Origin of the sequence: Clostridium sp. DFI.5.61, assembly GCF_024462915.1 — a bacterium.
GTDB classification, from domain to species: Bacteria; Bacillota; Clostridia; order Oscillospirales; family Oscillospiraceae; genus Lawsonibacter; species Lawsonibacter asaccharolyticus.
The window spans coordinates 1-15437 of the sequence record NZ_JANGBZ010000017.1 but is presented as its reverse complement, the minus strand read 5'-3'; the positions used below and the strand labels follow the sequence as shown (position 1 = coordinate 15437).

The 15437-nt window shown below is 53.2% G+C and carries 12 protein-coding genes; 4 read left to right on the top strand and 8 right to left on the bottom strand.

Annotated elements, in window-relative coordinates:
* Positions 1 to 73 precede the first annotated feature (73 nt).
* From NE584_RS09975 to NE584_RS09960, 4 genes are all read right to left on the bottom strand, one after another.
* Entirely contained in the window at positions 74 to 1171 is a 1098-nt protein-coding gene (locus NE584_RS09975) for a hypothetical protein (RefSeq protein WP_256182714.1), read from the bottom strand.
* Positions 1161 to 1469 (bottom strand): hypothetical protein, encoded by a 309-nt coding sequence (locus tag NE584_RS09970; protein ID WP_133248293.1) that lies wholly within the window; start codon positions 1467 to 1469, stop codon positions 1161 to 1163. Before NE584_RS09970 ends, NE584_RS09975 begins: the two co-directional genes overlap by 11 nt.
* Complete coding sequence (locus tag NE584_RS09965) at positions 1396 to 8520, bottom strand: GNAT family N-acetyltransferase (RefSeq protein ID WP_256182713.1); 7125 nt, start codon at positions 8518 to 8520, stop codon at positions 1396 to 1398. Before NE584_RS09965 ends, NE584_RS09970 begins: the two co-directional genes overlap by 74 nt.
* Positions 8521 to 8714: 194 nt before the next feature.
* Complete coding sequence (locus NE584_RS09960) at positions 8715 to 9083, bottom strand: TnpV protein (RefSeq protein WP_108981558.1); 369 nt, start codon at positions 9081 to 9083, stop codon at positions 8715 to 8717.
* Between the two features lie 91 nt (positions 9084 to 9174).
* Between NE584_RS09960 and NE584_RS09955 the strand changes: the two genes are divergently transcribed.
* Positions 9175 to 9627 (top strand): hypothetical protein, encoded by a 453-nt coding sequence (locus NE584_RS09955; RefSeq protein ID WP_170116179.1) that lies wholly within the window; start codon positions 9175 to 9177, stop codon positions 9625 to 9627.
* A gap of 236 nt (positions 9628 to 9863) precedes the next feature.
* Here the strand turns inward: NE584_RS09955 and NE584_RS09950 are convergent, their stop codons facing one another.
* From NE584_RS09950 to NE584_RS09935, 4 genes are read right to left on the bottom strand one after another with little or no spacing between them, the layout of a single operon-like run.
* Entirely contained in the window at positions 9864 to 10892 is a 1029-nt protein-coding gene (locus NE584_RS09950) for a ParB N-terminal domain-containing protein (RefSeq protein WP_108980441.1), read from the bottom strand.
* Positions 10885 to 11664, bottom strand: a complete 780-nt coding sequence (locus tag NE584_RS09945; RefSeq protein ID WP_108980440.1) for a ParA family protein — start codon at positions 11662 to 11664, stop codon at positions 10885 to 10887. The genes NE584_RS09950 and NE584_RS09945 overlap by 8 nt, the downstream gene beginning before the upstream one ends.
* On the bottom strand, positions 11640 to 12224 hold the full coding sequence (locus tag NE584_RS09940; RefSeq protein WP_108980439.1) for a helix-turn-helix domain-containing protein: 585 nt from the start codon (positions 12222 to 12224) through the stop codon (positions 11640 to 11642). The genes NE584_RS09945 and NE584_RS09940 overlap by 25 nt, the downstream gene beginning before the upstream one ends.
* The gene (locus NE584_RS09935; RefSeq protein ID WP_108980438.1) at positions 12208 to 12756 is read right to left on the bottom strand and encodes a helix-turn-helix domain-containing protein; all 549 of its coding nucleotides are present in this window, start codon (positions 12754 to 12756) and stop codon (positions 12208 to 12210) included. Before NE584_RS09935 ends, NE584_RS09940 begins: the two co-directional genes overlap by 17 nt.
* Positions 12757 to 14044: 1288 nt before the next feature.
* Between NE584_RS09935 and rpsH the strand changes: the two genes are divergently transcribed.
* The 3 genes from rpsH to rplR are packed head-to-tail and all read left to right on the top strand — an operon-like array spanning position 14045 to position 15376.
* Positions 14045 to 14443, top strand: coding sequence for a 30S ribosomal protein S8 (gene rpsH / locus NE584_RS09930; RefSeq protein ID WP_050623211.1), 399 nt, complete (start codon positions 14045 to 14047; stop codon positions 14441 to 14443).
* A 13-nt stretch (positions 14444 to 14456) separates the two neighbouring features.
* A complete protein-coding gene (rplF, locus tag NE584_RS09925; protein ID WP_050623212.1) occupies positions 14457 to 15002 on the top strand; it encodes a 50S ribosomal protein L6 in 546 nt (181 codons plus the stop codon).
* Between the two features lie 14 nt (positions 15003 to 15016).
* Positions 15017 to 15376 carry a 50S ribosomal protein L18 gene (gene rplR, locus NE584_RS09920; protein WP_050623213.1) on the top strand — a complete coding sequence of 120 codons (360 nt, stop codon included), beginning with the start codon at positions 15017 to 15019 and terminating at the stop codon, positions 15374 to 15376.
* The last annotated feature ends 61 nt before the right edge of the window (positions 15377 to 15437 follow it).

The window sequence follows — 15437 nt, the reverse complement described above, 5'->3', positions numbered from 1 at the left end:
CGCCAACCACGACGGCAGCGGCGGAAATACCAACAATTACTTTTTTCATACGCACTCCTTTCCAAAAACAGGTTTACAGTTCCATGTCCTGCTCATCCTCATCCACAGCGGCAGGAGCCTCCGGGCTGGCCTCGCCCCGTTCCTCAAACTGCTGCTTGGTTTGAATTGCCGCTGACAGCTTCGGGAGCAGTTCAAACATTTTCGTGCTGTCACGGCTGCCTTTATAATAACGGTAGTCCCATTGTCCGCTCTCCGGGGAATAGCGGATGCTGTGCAGCGCATTGATGATCCAGCCCTGTGTTTTCAGAGGAACCGGAATCTCATGCTCCCGGAAAAGCTGCATAATCAGGGCCTTGCCGTTGACCTCCCGGTTTACCACCTCCTTTCCCGCCAGAATATCCTTCTCAGCCTCCTGGATAGCGGTATCATAGCGGGCCTGCTGTTCCTGTTCCCTCTGACACCTTTCTGCTTCACGCTCTGCCGCCCATCGTTCTTCCCGCTGCCTGCGCTCTGCTTCTAATGGAATATTGTGCCGTTTTGCCTCATAGTACCGGCCCAGCAGATTGGCAAAGCCCAGGTCTGCCCACCGCTTCGGATCGCCCATACTCTCATTAAAAACCCGTTCAATCTCACCCCGGATGCCATGCTCCAATGTAGGCAGCCATTTCAAGATTTCCTCCAGCCGGTGCCGCTGGTCAATGCCTACCATGAACCCCTCGCAGGGGATAAAGACCGTCTGAAAAAACTCCCGTTTCTTTTCCATCGTGTAGAGTTCAATACCATTCTCATTGTAGAAGCGGTAATAGTAATGCTTATTGCCCATCAGGTCTTTAGCAAACACCCGGTTTTCATCCTTTTCCTTTGGCGGGAAGATGTCCTTTTTCTTTTCGACCGGCCGGGTGTAGCGGGGAGAGAGGCCAGTTCGCTCTAAACTGCGGGTGATTATTTGCTGAACCTGTTCGATCCCGCCATGCGACTTGATGAACAGGTCCAGGTATTCCGCCTCCTGTAAGGGGCAGAGATGCAAACCCGTCCTGCCCTCATAGACGGCGCCCTTGTACTGAAACAGGTCCAGGCAAAAATCGTTGCGGAACGGCTTGGCCTCCCGTACAGGAGAGAAGGCGCCTTCCCGGAAGATATAGCAGACGGAGGAATGCTTTTCATTCATCATGCCGCCCCTCCATTTCCTTTACCAGCGCTTCAATGGCTTCATCGCTGAATTTGGCAGACAGGTATTTATGGATACAGTCCACTTCCGAATCCCGCAGAGATTGTGTAAGGGCCTTTTCCAGTTTCTCGTGATCTTCTGCCTGTATGCCAGGGTAGTTGTCCATAATCCGACGCACATACGCTTTCAACAGCGAATACTGGTCAAATGAGTTCAAAATAATTTCCTTATAACTCGGCGCCAGCGCCGGGAAGAACACAGTCAGCAGATTGAGCTTTCTTGCAATCAGATCGTTCTCCATCCTCATCTAAAACCACCTCGCTTTCCTGTCCCTGCAAAGACTCGAACTCCAGCTTTGTATTGATCTCCGTCAGGGTAGCAACTTTTTCGGACAGTTCTTCCTCATAAATAAAAGGCTGGCCCATCTGCTGACGGGCAGCCTCCAACTGCTTTTGCACTTCTTCCAAATCCCGCTGTGCGTATGTCAGATAAGAGGGAATACGCTCGGCAAGGTTCTCAATGCGGGTGATTGCTCCCTGACCAGAAGAACCAATGTCTGTGTTGTACCGGGAGCTTCCCCGTAAAACAAGCCCCGCTGAGAATGGATCAAAGCTAAGATAGAGCCGAAATCCACGGTAGGTGCCGATCTCAAAATCGTAGTCATCTTTTTTTCGCCCCTCGCTTATCCTACGGTATAGCAACGCCAGGGCCTCGCCTGCTTCGGGGCGTTCTGTATAGCGTTTCCCATCCAGCACGATGGAGAAGTTCCCACCTCTGGACTGTTCCAGCAGGGCCGCATCCTGACTAATCTGCTCGATTTGGCGCTGGTACTGCTGGATGCGGCTGGGATAGGTCGTGTTCACCTTCCGTTCCAAAGAAAGCTGCTCGTTGCTCCACGCACCTCGCAGGATTTTCAGCTCCGTCACCCGGTTTTCCAGCTCCATCTTCTGCGCCAGCATGGGGTTATCCGTAGCGGCCGCCTTAAACTGCGCGGCGGAAAGCACGGTTTCATCCACATCCTCACAGGACCGGGCGAGGCTCCTGCCTGTCATAATCTGTGTGATATAGCGCAGTTTCTGTTCCTGTATCTGCCAGAGATAGGCGTCAAATGTACCTTTCGTTACAAATTGTTTGACAATAACCTCTGGGTTTTCGTTGCCCTGCCGGACCCCGCGCCCATTCCGCTGGGTAATATCAGAAGGCTTCCATGGACAGTCTAAGTGATTGATAGCAATTACTTTGTCTTGGACATTTACACCAGTTCCAAGTTTACCAGTACTGCCTACCAAAATGCGAATATCACCTTTACGGGTGAGTTCAAACAATGATTGCCTTTGAGCTTCAGTAGCGGCGTCATGGGCAAAGGCAATCTCTGATTCCGGGACCCCTTTCTCCACCAGAACTCGTTTTATTTCGTCATACACATTAAATCTTCCGGGTTTGGGAGTTCCTACATCGCAAAAGATAAGCTGGACTGATTTCTGCTCCTTGGTATCCACCCAAAGTGAATAGACCTCATTGATACAGACATTCAATTTACTTTCGGGGTCATTTTCCGCATTGGGGTCTACCAGACGGGGATCAATCGCCATCATACGAGCCTCGCTGGTCAGCTTCAGCATATTATCTTCTTCCGGCTTTACGCGGCCAGCGCGGATTGCGTCTGCCCGCAGGATAAACTCCGCCATGATCGCTTTTTGTGCAGGAGTCGTTTCTGTGGTGATAATTTCTGCCTTGCCACCGTGAACAGAAGGTAAACCCGGAATATCCAGCATATCAGAAGTCTTGATGTCGGCAACCTCACGGAAAACAGCCATCAGTTCCGGCATATTATAGAACTTTGCAAAACGATCCCGCATTCGGTAGCCGCCGCCCTCTGGCTTGATCTCCAAAGCGGAGGTCCGTTTTCCAAAATGAGCGGCCCAAGTATCAAAATAGGACCAGCCGAACCGTTCCAATTCCTGCGGCTGCAAATATCGCTGCATAACGAACATCTCCGAAAGAGAGTTGCTGATAGGAGTTCCAGTGGCGAATATCACACCCCGTCCATTGTTTACTTCCTGCAAATACTGGCATTTCAGCAGCATATCAAAGGCCCGCTGGCTGGAGGAGGTGGTGATGCCCGCCACATTCCGCAGTTTTGTAAATACAAAGCAGTTTTTGAAAAAATGAGCTTCATCCACAAACATCATATCCACGCCGAGCTGTTCAAAGGTCAGAAGATCGTCTTTCTTTTCCTCGGCAGACAGCTTTTCCAGTTTGGTTTCCAGATTCTCACGGAAAATCGCCATCTGCTTTACGCTCCAGTTTTCACCCTTCTCATGCTTCATTTCGCTGATTGCGGCCTCGATCTCATTGATTTGCTGTTCCAACTGCATGATCTGCCGTTCTCTTGAAATAGGGATTTTCTCAAACTGACTGTGCGCCAAAATCACCGCGTCATATTCTCCGGTGGCGATTTTGGAAACATAGCGGTTCCGGTTCTTGGGGGTGAAGTCCTCCACCGTGGACACCAGCAGATTGGCGTTGGGGAAGAAGCGGTAAAACTCGGTCGCCCACTGTCCCACAAGGGGATTGGGAACCACAAACACCGCTTTGTGGATCGCGCCCAGGTTCTTCAGGTACATCCCGGCTGCGATCAGGGCGGCGGTTTTTCCAGCGCCCACCTCATGGGCCGCAAGCCCTGTGCCGGTATAAATGACACGGGCAACAAAGTCAAGCTGGTGTTTCCGCAGCTTCATCTCGGAGTTCATGCCGGGGATCACCAGATGGCTCCCATCGTATTCACGGGGCCGGACAGTGTTAAAGGTATCGTTATACAGTTTAAGCAGGGCGTCCCGGCGTTCCGGTTCCCTCCATATCCAGGATGCAAAGGATTCCTGAATCTGCTGCTGTTTGGCGCGGGCGATCATGGTTTCCTTCGGGTTGATGACATACCGAACCGCCTTATCGCCTCTGTCATTGGTATATTCCTGCCGATCCCGGACGGTTGTGGACTGCATATTCAGGCAGTCCTCCAGTATCTCATAAGCATTTTTACGGCTTGTGCCGAGCGTCTGATTGACCGTCACGGAATCGGATTCGGAGTTTTTATTGCTGATTCGCCAAGTGGTGGTATAGGGGAAATACTCAATATCAATGCGGTATCGGTTGTCCCCACCGTCGATTACTTTGGAATAGCCGCTGGTCTGGAAGGTTTCATACATGAATTGACGGTAATACTCAACCGGCACCCAGATGGCGCCCAGATTCACTTCAATATCGGCAGGGGTCAGAGGTTCCGGCTGGACCGCCTCCAACGCCTCCACATTCCGGGTAAACAGTTCCGGTTCCTCCGCCGCCTTCTGCCTTGCGTAGAGCAGCTTGTCCCGCACATGGCCGCTCAGATATTCCTCCGCCAGCTCCCAGCCCTCATCCGGGTTTCCATAGTATTTCTGCGGATTGAGATAGATGCGGTCGCCCAGCTCTGTCACCAGCTCGTGCGGTCCTTTCCCGGTCAGGAATGACATATAGGAGAGGTCTACCCGCAGCTTACGGTTCAGGCAGATATGCAGGGCGTCCTCGGCGGTATCGGCGTGATTGACCTCCCGGAATGGCCGGATGGTCGCCTTATGGAAGATGGCCGACTTGTCCCAGCCGCTTTTATCCTTGCGCTCGTCCTCAATGGAGCGGAGCAGAGGGAATTGATCGTCGTCCGAAAAGGCGAGGATATTTCCCTTGCTGTTGATGGCTCCATACTTGGCGGTGAAACGGTCATAGACCTGATTGAGTTTATCCTGCGCTTTACGGAGGTCCAAGGGATCATACTCACGGGACTGGATACTGATAACCTCCAGCAGCGCGGTACGGATTTCACACAGGCCCTTGATGCGGGCTGCCTTCATGCCGGTGTAGGGCTGTGGGATCAGCTTGTTCTTCTCGCAGTAGTAGATTTCGCCGTCCTTCACCACAAAGGTGAAGTTCCGGGTCCCTTCGGGGGCGTCCTCATAATCGGTCGGCTGTTCTTCCTCCGCTTCTTCTATCGGTTCCACATCCGGCTCCGCGCTGAAACGGGCGTACAGGCTTTCCACCGCGTCGGAGAGGTGTTCATACAGGTCGAAACCCTCCGGCGCGATACAGGCCGTGCCATCCTCGTTACCATACATATTCCGGCTGCTCTCCATCTTGCCCATGAGCATTTCCGGGTGGTCCATGAAATAGCGGTTGTAGGAAATCCATTTGCCCCTTTCCAGGTCTGTCTGCACCCATGATGGGGTGTTTGTCCGGTCAAGCGTCATGGGGACAGCCCGCTTTTTCAAAAAGACAATATCGGCGGTCACTTCGGTTCCTGCCAACATTTTGAACGCCGTATTGGGCAGGCGGACGGCGCCGATGAACTCTGCCCGCCGTGCGATATATTCCCGCAGGCTCTCGTCCTTCCGGTCCAGGATACCCTTGCTGGTGATAAAGGCGATGATGCCGCCCGGCTTGGCAAGGTCCAGGGACTTAATGAAAAAGTAGTCGTGGATATAGGGGTTCAGTTCATTGTAGCGGCGGTCATAGATTTTGACGCTGTTGAAGGGGATGTTTCCCAGGATCACATCAAAGCTGTTGTCCTCAAACTTGACCGCCTCATAGCCCATAACGGAAATATCCGCCTCTGGATAGAGCTGCTTTGCGATCCGCCCGGTGATGGAATCCAGTTCCACACCGTACAGCTTGGTTCCCTGATACTGCTCCGGCAGCACAGAATAGAAATTGCCGGTCCCCATGCCGGGGTCAAGAATCCTGCGGTCAGGGCCGCCCTCAAACCCGAACCGTTCCAAAGCGCGGTACATATAGCGGATCAGCTCCGGCTCGGTGTAGTAGGCGGTGATGGTGGAGCGCATGGCCGCCTTATATTCTTCATCGGTCAACAGGGCCTTTAACTCCTGATATTCGCTTTCCCACCCGGCCGCTTTATCGGAAAAAGCGTTGGCAAGGCCGCCCCAGCCCACATATCGGGCAAGGGTGATCTGTTCCTCCGAGGTGGCCGTCCTCTGCTCCGCCTCAATCTGCTTCAAGGTCTTAATCGCCAAAATGTTGTTTTTATATTTGGTCTTGGCGCCGCCGGGGTAGAGGTCATAGTCTGCGGAAAAGCGGAAATTGCGGGGGACGGATGGTTCCGGCCGGGGATTGGCAGGCGGTTCAGAGGCCGCCTTTTCCTCCGACTGTGCGGGTGGCTCATCCTCCATGCGGATAAAGGCCCGTGCAGGTCGAAGCTCATCCAGTTCCTTTTCCAGCCGGTATTGAATGTCCTCTAAATCATCCATATCAGCGGCTTCCGCTGGGGACAGGATGCCGCCGTTATCCATCCGCTGCACATAGCCGTCGTACAGACGGGTAATGTCCTCCAGATCGGTCTTGACCTTTTGATATTCCGGGTTGGGCTGTTCGTCCACCACCGCCCGGTAGAGGGCAGAACCGTCCTCTGTCAAATAGCCCCATTCAATTTCTTCATTGGGATACTGCCCTTGCAGATAGCGGAGCATCTGGGTGGCGATCCCCTGACGGCGGTAATCCTCCAGCACCTCAATCATATTGATATGGGGCCGTTCCTCGAAAATGCTGTATCGGATGGTGCCTACCGTCAGTTCCCCACGGACGGCCTGCATGAGCATATCAATCTGGCCGTTGTGGGAGTCCAGCGCCTCATCCAGTATCCGGGTTTCCTCCGGCGGTTCTGCGCTGGGTTCCGCGACAGGCTCCAGGGCTGACATACGGCGGGCATATTCGTCGATTTTTTCTGTGGAAAGCCATTCGGGTTTTTCCGGCAGTTGGGCATACAGCTCTCGCATTTTGACGATCTGTGCATCCACGCTGCCCGCCCACAAATGCTTTTCCGCCCGCTGTCCCGCGCCCAGAAAATACTCGCAGTCTGTACGCAGACGGTCTAACAGGCGGTATTGGCCGCTGAAAGGCTGCGCTTCATCCTGCTGCACCGGCTGACTGACGGCGGGTGCCTCCAGATAGCGCCCCTCATCCACCAGGCGTTGGACGATACCGGCAACCTGCGGCCAGGACAGTTTGGTTTCCCTCTTTTCCCCATGTTCATCGGTCCAGTGCAGCTCAATGCTGTCCGTACCGGAATACACATAGTCAAGCCCCGCCGCCTCATCGGGAAACCCCTCATAGCCGTACATCTCTTTCAGGAAAGAGGCAAAAGCCGAGCCTGTGGGATGGGTCAGGGCAAATTCGTAGATACGCTCTTTTTTCTGTGTATTCAGAGGCCCACGTAGCATAGCGCGCTCAATCAGCAGATCTTCCGGGCTTCTTTCAGGAGGCGAGGCCAGCAGGGAAAGCTGCTCCGGTTCCTCGGCTTCTGCGGCTGGTGCTGCTTCGGGGGCTGGCCGCAGCTCCACATCTACTTCCTCATCGTTGACCAGCATGGTGGCGCGTACCGGCTCATAGCCCTGACTGGCGATGTTATTCAGCCAGGTGGCAAAGAACTGGCCGAACCCGGCGATCCGCTTTTCCTGCGTCGGGTCTGCCGGGTCTGCCTCTTGATATACGCCAATTCCGCTGTTTTCATAGCTGAAGGCCCGTAGGGTCCCGGCCTCCCGGTCAATCAGGAAGTCCATATAGGGGTCATACATCCGGTCGCCATTCTGCATATAGTAATGTTCCATGCAGTAGTGAGCGCCGTATTTGTGGTGGATCACCAGGGGGTCATAGGCGTCCCCAGCCTCCAAACGCAGAGATTCATACTGGCCGGACACGATCTCCGGGAACAGCTTTTGAAAACGCCGGAAGTTTTTATGGGCGGTGGTATTCCCTCTGGACTCATGCGGGGATGGAGATTCTTCCGCTGGTGGAATCAGATTGTCTTGATCTCCCGCCACGATGACCTGTTGCCCGCCAGCAACCGGCTCCGGCACAAAGGAGTCTATTTCATCTGCCTTTGGGATTCCCTTGATTTCAGTAAATACCGCTTGCGGGCGGACAGGTTCTTCCGCCGTTTCACCTGCTTCATAAGCCACAGCACCCAGAACATAGTCATAGTCGGCCTGACCGATCTCCCTCTGGGGGACACCGCCCATTTCTTCTATTTCATCCGGGATATTGTAGTCCCCGATGGGGTCCGGTTCTTCCTCTGCGGCTACATCCGGGTAAACACCCGTTTCGATCAAGGCATCCAGCAGATTGGCAAGGCTGGGCCAGGGAAAGTAGGTGTAGCCATCATCAAAATAAAAGGAAATGCCGTCCTCTCCACGGAGCTTTGTGCGGTACAGTACCTCGCCCTGAAACTCCCGGTCGCCATAGGCCGTGAACAGACCGCAGATCTCCCGGCCTTTTTCTGTCCAGTTGTAGTCTGCAACGCCGTCCGCCAACACCGCCCGCACCGCCTGATGGAGTTCAGGGGGATAGAGGTCGGTGCTGGTCAGGATATGCTCATAGTGGCGGCGGACTTCTTCATCGGAAAAGTGATGTTCAACCTTCGTGGGAGCAGAAAAAGAGCCGTCCTGTGCGGGCGGCTCTCCTTCATGCTCCGCGCCTTGCGGCGCCTCGATATGCGGTTGTTCTTCGGTCAGCGGGGGATCAGCACGATGGTCTGGAGTACCGTTTCCTCCGCCATCAGCTTCAGGTCGTTCAGGTGGCGAGTCCGCTCCAGAATATCCTCGGTCTGCGGCATCGGCTCCTGCTGAAGCATCTGTTGGGTCAGAGCCTCGATCTTCTCCATGGCCTCGTCCTGTACCCGGTGCATGACTTCCATCAGACTGCCATCCATTTTCAAAATCGTATATCGCTCCGGCTGGTTGTCCTTGAGATATTCCAGCGCCATCCGCCCGTACCGGCCCAGGGGCCTGTCCGCCTCGCTGCTGTTGGAGATTTGCAGGTCGGGGAGAAGCATCCCGCCCTGTTCTTTGTAGTTCAGATTGATGTTCGGCTTGCTCATATTGCACCTTCCTTTCCCGATTGATGATCCTGATGTTGCGCTCCATCTCCAGAAGCACCGCTTTTGAAATGGAGGTGACCGCCATGCCCAGATGGGCAACCAGCGGAACCGTGTTGAAATGATTGACCGTCGCCATTCCATCGCTCGTGCGGATCGCATCATCTGGCAAGTGGCATTTCTTTCCGATGAAATAGGAAACACTGTCCGTCAAGAGCTGGATATACTGCGCTTCAAAGCCGCCTGCCGGTATTTCCTCAAACAGATGGTTTTTGGTTTCCTGCCGAAGTCCCTGCAAATAATGCTCGTAGTTGTCATTGACGGACTCACGCGCCAGGGCATACAAGAGATCCGGGAATGGCTGCGCCTGAAACCCATGCGAGAAGGTAAGCCGTTCCCCCAACGCCTTTTGCATCTCATCGGAAAGCCGCCAGTTGGTAGGGTGAATCTCCCTGCCCACAGTTTGACTTATATCAAAGAGATAGTCAAGCGTAAGACGGGCGTTGCTGTAAACGCAGACAGCAATCCCTTTGGGACGGGAAATTAGGTTCCTGCCCACGCTGGCCCACTGTTTCTTGCTGGCAAGGATGGTCACATCCTCATCCTGCGCGTAGACCAGCAGGATATTATCAAAGCTCTGCTTGTGGAACCGGGACGCAAAGGCCAGGTAATCCCGCCAGTTCCGCTCGCTGCGGACGATGTAGGGGGCCATGACCTCATAGATCGTCCGCAGGCGTTCATCGTTTCTCAATAGGCTCCTCCTTCCTGTGATGGATTTCCAGTTTAGACGGCCGCGGCCTCTTTCTGGGCAAAGTAGAGGGCAAGGGCCTCGTCTACAATGCTGTCAAATTCCTTCTGAGTGATGCTGGCGGTAAAGTATTTCTTGTAAATCGCCGGTTTGACTTTGAACGCCGCAGCCGTGGATTTTTTTGGTTTCCGGCTGAACTCACCGGAGAGGATTTGTTCCGCCCGTTCCGGGGTCAGCTTGCCGGTGTATTCCCGCAGCAGGACAGCTTTGCCCTCGTTGACCTTATACTCGCTTTCCGACAAAACCGCCTCCACCATCTGCTGTTCCTCTTGGGCCAGATAGGAGAGCTGGACTGCTGCTGCAATCGTAAATTCTCCATCGTCGATCCTGATTTTCAAAGCAACAGACAATTCATTGATGCGGAGATAATTCGCCACGGCACGGCCTTTCAGGTTGTACTCAGCCCCCACAACATCCCTGCTTTTGGACTTGTGGCAGTCAATGCCACAAGTCTTGTTTTCCCTGATTTCATCAGGGTTTTCCAGCTTTTTCAGTTCCTCGATAATATCATTCCTGCGCCCCTGACAAATCATCTTGGAGTAACGCAGCGCCAGTACAGCCGCCTTTTCAGAGGGCAACATTTCGGAGAAAGAGCGTTGCAGGACATTGGTTTCAATGACATAAATCCATGCGTCATGGTCGGAAAGATTTTCTTTTATGATACAGGGAAGTGGGCGCTTCGCAGCAATAGCGGCGTTCTGCCGGTTATGACCGGCCAGCATTTCGTATTCAAACCCATTCTCGTCCGGTTCGATCTTTCGGACAATGGCAGGAACCAAAACACCATTCTCTGAAATGCTCTCCACCAGGTCATTGAGCCGTTCGCCCTCATACAGCCGGAAAGGATGCCCCCGGAAACCACGGATGATCTCCGGCGAAAGCATTTGAATTTCGTTATTTCCAGGCTGGGCAGGCTTGTCCTCCGCTGCCGCCGTGTTCTCTACCTCCCGCGCAACACCCAGAAGGTCATCCAGAGAACTGATACGGGGATTGATTTTAGGCATACGCAAGCACCTCCTTTGCCAGATTCATATAGGCTGCGGCTGCGGGGCTTTTGGCGTCCAGCTCCATCACGCTGAGTCCCTTGCTGTTGGCGGTCCCCACCTGAACGGTAGCCGGAATCTGGCTCTCAAAAATGGGGAGGTGGCTGAATACGGAACGCACCTGTTCGCTGGTCTGGCGGTATAGGGTTGTCCGCTTACTGCATTTCGTGAACAGGATGCCGATGATCTCCACCTTGGGGTTCAGTTTTTGCTTGATTTTAGAGATCGTTTCCGTCAGTTCCTTCAAGCCCACCAGAGCGAACAGCTCCGGGTCGATGGGGATGATGATCTCATCCGCCGCAGTAAAGGCGTTGATGGTGAGAGAGCCAAGGGACGGGCCGGTGTCCACCAGAATGTAGTCATAATCTGCCCGGAGGGGTGCCAGCAGTTTGGCAAGGCACTCGTCCTTTCGTTCAATCAGTAGATTCACTTCTGCCACGGTCAGCGTCTTTTTGGATGGGAGCAGATCTACCTTGCCTATGTTCAGGATGTAGCTTCCTTTTTCTGGCATGGCTTCATCCATGACTAACTTCATCATCAGGCTGGCCGTCGTTTCCTGCAAAGCGGCTGGCGCCACGCCAAAACTGATCGTCAGGTTGGTTTGGGGGTCGAAGTCCACCGCCAATACCTTTTTACCCAGCTCCGCCAGGGAGTAGGCCAGATTCCGGGTGCTGCTGGTCTTTGCCACGCCCCCTTTCTGGTTTGCCATTACAATGATTTTCCCTGTTTCCATGCCAGAAAACCTCCTATAATCTCATTTTGTTTTTCTGATTTTAACTGCCTTTTCCGATACTCACTACTGGTCATGAAGTCCAAAAGGCAAACTTTAGGGATGATAAAAGCTGTACCATGAAGGAGGGCTTTTAGTTTTTTTGATCGCACCCATTTTGTGATTGTGGATGCTGTGACACCTGCCATTCGAGCCGCCTGCTTTGTGGTGACTATATCATCTGGAATATCCTTAAACCGATCCGTATAATATTCTCTCAGCTCTGATTCCGTCACAGATTCGGGAAGGGTCGGTTTGATGGCGTATGTACTCTTATACGAACCGGGAGGCAACTTGTATTTTTCTGGATAAATTTCCCTCTGGTTCAGATAACGAACAATATCTTTTACCTTGATCGTATAATTTCGGGTCTTTTTCCCGCTTTGCACACAGGGAACCAAACCGGCTTGTAATAAATATCGGGCAGTTCTTTTACTTATGTGACACATTATACGAAATTGTTCTTTTTGTACGGTTTCTGGATATTGCTTTAGTAAGTAGCTATATTTAGAAGCTCCCGGCATTTTGCTCACCCCCTCTTACCAGCCACAGATTTTCAAAGGTAGCTAACGATTCCCGCTGAATGGGGGTTTTATTTTTTATGCGACGATAATACGGGCTTATCAAAAATTCTACAAAAAAGTCTTTCGGAATAACATATCCTTTGCCAGGTTGGAACGCCTTTAAGATATTTCGGCTGATCCATCCCACCACAGCAGATGAAGAAAAGCCCGTAACTTTTTGAACATCTTTCACAGAAAGAAGGTCTGGATAGGGAATTAGGCGCCTCTCGTAAAACTCTTTCATAGCACAAATGTATGGACTATCAAGTTCCTGTCTGCACTCCTTTTTGTAAAGATATTCGAGAATATCTGTCAGTTTGATCTTATGGGTACGAATTAGGCGGTTTTGCTCAACTGTGTAGGAGATTTCTCCTCTTTGTTCCAAATTGTAGGCGGTCTTTGCACAAATTTTGCAAATTTCGCACAGCTCGGTTTGAGTAACATAGGTGGGGTATTTCTCTATAATATCGGAATAGTATCTCATCAAATCCATATGCAACACTCACTTTCTTGTTGGTCTGTCATTGGCAGGTGAGCTATGCTGTTGTTGATGATTTCTGGTTTGACATTGTATATGACAAATACAATACTTCCATAAGTAGTATAGAGTGATTGCGTTTTTGTCATAAAAACATTTGAATCCTCTTGTCCAAAGTCGGGTATTATTCTATCCTTGTTCTATCTTCCGGGCGCTTCTGAGGTAAAATTGGGAAGAATACAGAAAGAACTAGCGGGGTCAAATAAAGGTAAAAAAGCAAGTCAAGAACTCCGGTTAATTCAGTTTTTCTACTTCCTTTATGTACTATCATCTTCACTTAATTTCCGTCAAATTTTCGATTTAAGATATGACTGAAATCATGTTACAGAGATGGTAGGACTTATAGCCGGAAATTCAGTAATCGTGCGGGTTTACAGGTGCATTCAAATCAAAAATTTGGGGCTGTTATATCCTGTTGTTCTATCCATTTCCTGTTGACCAAATTACGGGAGAAAAAGCACAATGAAGAAAACAGCCTCCCATTTTTAAGGTGCGTTTCAGGTTCCATCAGGTACATTTTTCTTCTCCGACTTTCCGTCATGTTACGGGTTAGTAGCATGATTCGAAATCCGGTAGGTCGGCTTCGCCGGCGCAAGAGTTCGAATCTCTTCACCTCCGCCAAAAAGAAGGGCATGACCTATGGTCATGCCCTTCTTTTTGGGGCCCGCCGCCCAGAGTGCGGCTTCCCCCCTTCGGCCTTTGAATGCTTGGGGGCGGCAAAGCCGCTCCTGCACAATTCCCGGCCTGCGGTCGGGAATTTACGCGCCACTCATCGCGCACTCATCCTGCTGCTCCTCGCTCCAAATCACAACCGCTTATGCTGGGTTGTGATTTTGTTTTTGGTGCAGACTTACAGCTACTGCACATTTTTCGCAGCTGCCGTCTATGTGGGCGCAAAGTCCCCTTTGCGGCCGCGTCTTTTTATTTCTGCAGCAAAAAAGACGACACCTCATGATCCCTTGTTCCTCCTCTCCCAACCTCAGCCACTTACATTGGGTTGCGGTCAGGGCCGCCCGGGCGGGGCCTGATAAATGACCGCACGCCCCCCCCCGGGGGGGGGGGGGGGGGGGGGGGGGGGGCGCGCGGGGGCCCCCCGCCAGTGGTGGTCAACTCCGCCTGCGGGCGGTTTTGATAGATGCGCCCAAAGGGCGCAGAGGCGGTCAACAGGTCGGGGACGAGCCTAATTCCCGATACCTTGCCGTCTGTACCGGCTTGCCGGTAATCTGAATAGGAGGTAAGACTCATGCACATCACCGATCCCATTGCGGATATGCTGACCCGGATCCGCAACGCGAACAACGCCAAGCATGACACCGTGGATGTCCCCGCGTCCAACATGAAAAAGGCCATCGCGCAGATCCTGCTGGAAGAGGGCTATATCAAGAACTTCCAGCTGATCGACGACGGCACGCAGGGCGTGATCCGCATCACCCTGAAGTACAATGCCGGCAAGGAGAAGGTCCTCAGCGGCCTGCGCCGGGTGTCCAAGCCCGGTCTGCGCGTCTATGCCGGTGCCGATGAGCTGCCCCGCGTCCTGCGCGGCCTGGGTACTGCCATCGTGTCCACGTCCAAGGGCGTCATGACCGACAAGAAGGCCCGCGAGGCCCATGTCGGCGGCGAAGTCCTGGCATTCATTTGGTAAGGAGGGTATAGGAATGTCGAGAATCGGAAGAGCTCCTATCGCCATCCCTGCCGGCGTGGAGATCAAAATCGAAGAGAACAACGTGGTGACCGTCAAGGGCCCCAAGGGCACCCTGACCCGTCAGTTCCACCCCAACATGACCATCGCCCAGGAGGGCGCCGAGCTGAAGGTGACCCGTCCCAACGACGCCAAGGAGAACCGCGCGCTCCACGGCCTGACCCGCACTCTGCTCCACAACATGGTGGTGGGTGTGACCGAGGGCTTCAAGAAGGAGCTGGACGTGAACGGCGTGGGCTACCGCGTGGCCATGGAGGGCAGCAAGCTGGTCATGAACCTGGGCTTCTCCCATCAGGTGATCGTGGAGGAAGTCGAGGGCATCAAGATCGAGGCCCCCACCCCCAACAAGATCATCATCAGCGGCTGCGACAAGCAGCAGGTGGGCCAGTTTGCCGCCGAAGTGAGAGAGAAACGTCCCCCCGAGCCTTATAAGGGCAAGGGCATCAAATACACCGACGAGGTCATCCGCCGCAAGGCTGGTAAGACCGGCGCCAAGAAGTAAGGAGGTGTGCCACTATGATCAACAGACCTGATACTCGTTCCCAGCGCATCAAGCGCCACAAGCGTGTGCGTGCGAAGATTTCCGGCACGCCCGAGCGTCCCCGCCTGAACGTCTTCCGCAGTGAGACCAACATCTACGCCCAGATCATCGACGATGTGAACGGCAAGACCCTGGTCTCCGCTTCTTCCCTGGAGAAGGATTTCTCCTGTGAGGGCACCAAGACCGACGCCGCCAAGCAGGTGGGCGTCAACGTGGCCGAACGTGCCAAGGCGAAGGGCATTGAGAACGTGGTGTTCGACCGCGGCGGCTATGTGTACCATGGCCGTGTCAAGGCTCTGGCCGAAGGCGCCCGTGAGGGCGGCCTGCAGTTCTAAGGGAGGAGGAAACGACAATGGCTAGATTTGAGAGAGAACCCAGCGAGTTCGTGGAGAAGCT

Coding starts and splice junctions, on each gene's coding strand:
- NE584_RS09960 (WP_108981558.1), bottom strand. CDS start 9,083: ATGAGCAAGCCGAACATCAATCTGAACTACAAAGAACAGGGCGGGATG.
- NE584_RS09940 (WP_108980439.1), bottom strand. CDS start 12,224: ATGCCGGGAGCTTCTAAATATAGCTACTTACTAAAGCAATATCCAGAA.
- rplF (WP_050623212.1), top strand. CDS start 14,457: ATGTCGAGAATCGGAAGAGCTCCTATCGCCATCCCTGCCGGCGTGGAG.
- NE584_RS09945 (WP_108980440.1), bottom strand. CDS start 11,664: ATGGAAACAGGGAAAATCATTGTAATGGCAAACCAGAAAGGGGGCGTG.
- NE584_RS09970 (WP_133248293.1), bottom strand. CDS start 1,469: ATGGAGAACGATCTGATTGCAAGAAAGCTCAATCTGCTGACTGTGTTC.
- rplR (WP_050623213.1), top strand. CDS start 15,017: ATGATCAACAGACCTGATACTCGTTCCCAGCGCATCAAGCGCCACAAG.
- NE584_RS09935 (WP_108980438.1), bottom strand. CDS start 12,756: ATGGATTTGATGAGATACTATTCCGATATTATAGAGAAATACCCCACC.
- rpsH (WP_050623211.1), top strand. CDS start 14,045: ATGCACATCACCGATCCCATTGCGGATATGCTGACCCGGATCCGCAAC.
- NE584_RS09955 (WP_170116179.1), top strand. CDS start 9,175: ATGGGCAACCAGCGGAACCGTGTTGAAATGATTGACCGTCGCCATTCC.
- NE584_RS09950 (WP_108980441.1), bottom strand. CDS start 10,892: ATGCCTAAAATCAATCCCCGTATCAGTTCTCTGGATGACCTTCTGGGT.
- NE584_RS09975 (WP_256182714.1), bottom strand. CDS start 1,171: ATGATGAATGAAAAGCATTCCTCCGTCTGCTATATCTTCCGGGAAGGC.